The sequence below is a fragment of the Pseudoxanthomonas mexicana genome, assembly GCF_010093385.1.
GTDB classification, from domain to species: Bacteria; Pseudomonadota; Gammaproteobacteria; order Xanthomonadales; family Xanthomonadaceae; genus Pseudoxanthomonas_A; species Pseudoxanthomonas_A mexicana.
This window is the reverse complement of record NZ_PDWV01000108.1, coordinates 1-2405: the sequence shown is the minus strand read 5'-3', so window position 1 is coordinate 2405 and position 2405 is coordinate 1. Positions and strand designations below refer to the sequence as shown.

Sequence of the window (2405 nt, the reverse complement as noted above, 5' to 3'; positions counted from 1 at the left end):
GGCGCCGTGCCGGCCAGCAGGCTGATCAACGTGTAGTCCAGCAGTTTCATTTTCATGCGCTTGTTCATGACCCGGCCCCCCCTCACTTGCGTACGCCGACAGGGGCTGTCGGGTCGTTGCTGGCTTCGACGCGAACGTTGGCACGCACCTGCGGACTCAGGCGTTGGGCCAGCGCTTCATAGACCGCCTTGGCACGACGCATGCCCAGGGCGAGGTTGTAGGCGTGCGAGGCCCGCACGTCGGTATGGCCGACGATGGCGATGCTGCCGCCGCCCATCTTCTCCAGCGCCGCGGCCACCTTGTCCAGCAGCGGCGCGAACTCGGGCCGGATGTTGGACTTGTCGGTATCGAACAGCACCGTGCCCAGCAGCGCGCCGCCTTCGTCCACGCCCACGATCATCGAAGACGGATCGTCGACGGTGCCGCGGGCGCTGACCACCAGGCCCTGGGCAGAGGCGGCATCGAGCTTGTCCAGCAAGGCGGCCTTGACCGCGTTCGCGCGCTCGAAGGCCAGGCCCTGGCTGTCGCCGTTGGCCTGGATGACCACTTCCCCGCCCTGGTACTGGCGCACCTTGGCCGCCATGGCCTCGATCACCGGCAGGTACTTCTCGCGCACCTCCGCGCTGCCGGGGGCGAAGAAGACCTCGCCCATCTCCAGTTCCACCTGCTCGGTGCCGCCCTCGATCACCTGCTCGGGAAGCTTGACGCCCCAGTCGAAGCGGACCGGCACGCCGGGGGTGACCCGACGCAGCAGCGGATTGTCGGTGGTGAACTGCGCACCGGCCGGCAGCGTGGACGGGTCGACCTTCAGGATGAAGTTGCGACCGCGCTCCCACGGACCGCCCGATACACCTGCCAGGTGGTAGCGCCCGTACTGGTCGGTCTCGATCAGCAGGCCTTCCACCGAGGCGATGCGCACGCCGGGGATGCCGCGCTCATCGATACCGGTGTTGCGGATGACGTAATCCACCACATAGCCGCCCTCGGACTGGGCCACCCGGCGCTCGACCGTGGGCGTTGCCGCGGTCAGGCCCTTGGCCGCTTCACCGGACTGCTCGACACGGGTATTGCCTGCCGCATCCATGCGCACCGTGACCCCTTGGTTGCTGGTCAGCACGAAGTCGTCGGTGAAGCTCAGCTCGTTCAGACGCTGGCGGATCACCACCTCATGGTCCTGGACCGGATCGGCCACCGACTGACGGCCACTGATCGCGCCCACGGCGATGCCGTGCAGCAGCGGCGAGCTCGCATCGGGCTCCGGCTGGGGACCTGCACCACGATCCACCGTGGTGGAGTTGGCGATGTAGGCCGTCGGCGCGAAGCCGCCCTGCACCTTCACCCCACTGAGCGCGGCACTGTCCTGCCAGCCGTCGCCGTCACGGTCGTTGAACACCGTGCCGAACACCAGGCTGTCGTCCAGCAGCGGATCGGCGGTCAGCACGACCTCGGCCGTGGCCACGTTGGACACCGGATCGTCGGTGGCCGAGCGCACCTGGGCCTGGTTGACGTGGGTGCCCGGACGTACGCCGGCGCCCACGCGCATCACGTAGACCAGGGTCGCAGTCTCGCCTGCCGCCACATCCACCCCGCTGAAGCGCAAGGGGTTGCCGCCGGACACCGTGGCCATGGCATCGGCATCGTTGGCCAGCAGGGAGCCTTCCACGTAGCTGAAGCCCGCCGCCGGCGTGTCCACCACGCTGCCGTTGACCACGTTCACGCGGCCCACGTTCTCCACCGTCAGGGTGTAGCGCACCAGATCGCCGATGCGGACCTCGCGGCTGCCTGCCGTCTTGCTCAGGCGGATCTGCGGTGCTTCCAGTTCATGCTCCGTGCTGCAGGTGGTGCAGGTCGGCAGCTCGCCGCCCCCACCGGTGGCGCTTACCTGGTTGCCCACCACCGGGCCGGCGTTCGGGTTCACGACCGCCTCGTAGGTCAGCGTGTGCACGCCGGCAGGCGTACCGGCCGGCAGCTGGCAGGTCAGCCGTGTGCCGTCGAAGGTGCAGCCGGCGGGCAGCGCGCCCAGGGTCAGGCCGCGATCGGGTGTATCGACCAGGACCAAGGCCTCGCGCAGGGCCGATGCACTGACCTCCACCGTGAGCGTGTAGCGCACCGTCTGGCCCACCTGCACCTGGGTACCGGTGCCCGGGTCGGAGGACTTGGAGACCACCACGCGGGGCGCGGCAACCGGCGTCTGCGTGCTGCAGCTGCCGGCACAGGTGGGTGCATCATCACCGGTACCGACCACGGCGTTGTCCACCGTGCCCACGGCCTGGTCGTTGACCGTGGCCGTGTAGGTCACCGTGTAGGTGCCCGGCACGGTGCCCACCGGCAGCGTGCACACCAGCGGGTTGGTGCTGTTGCAGGTGTACGCACCGGCATTGGTCACCGCACCGAAGGTCAGGCCC

1 protein-coding gene is annotated in these 2405 nt (G+C 69.0%); it reads right to left on the bottom strand.

The window, feature by feature from the left end:
• Nucleotides 1–82 precede the first annotated feature (82 nt).
• Nucleotides 83–2405, bottom strand: a 2323-nt coding sequence (locus CSC76_RS18790; protein ID WP_162111481.1) for an OmpA family protein, incomplete at its 5' end; no start/stop codon positions are given.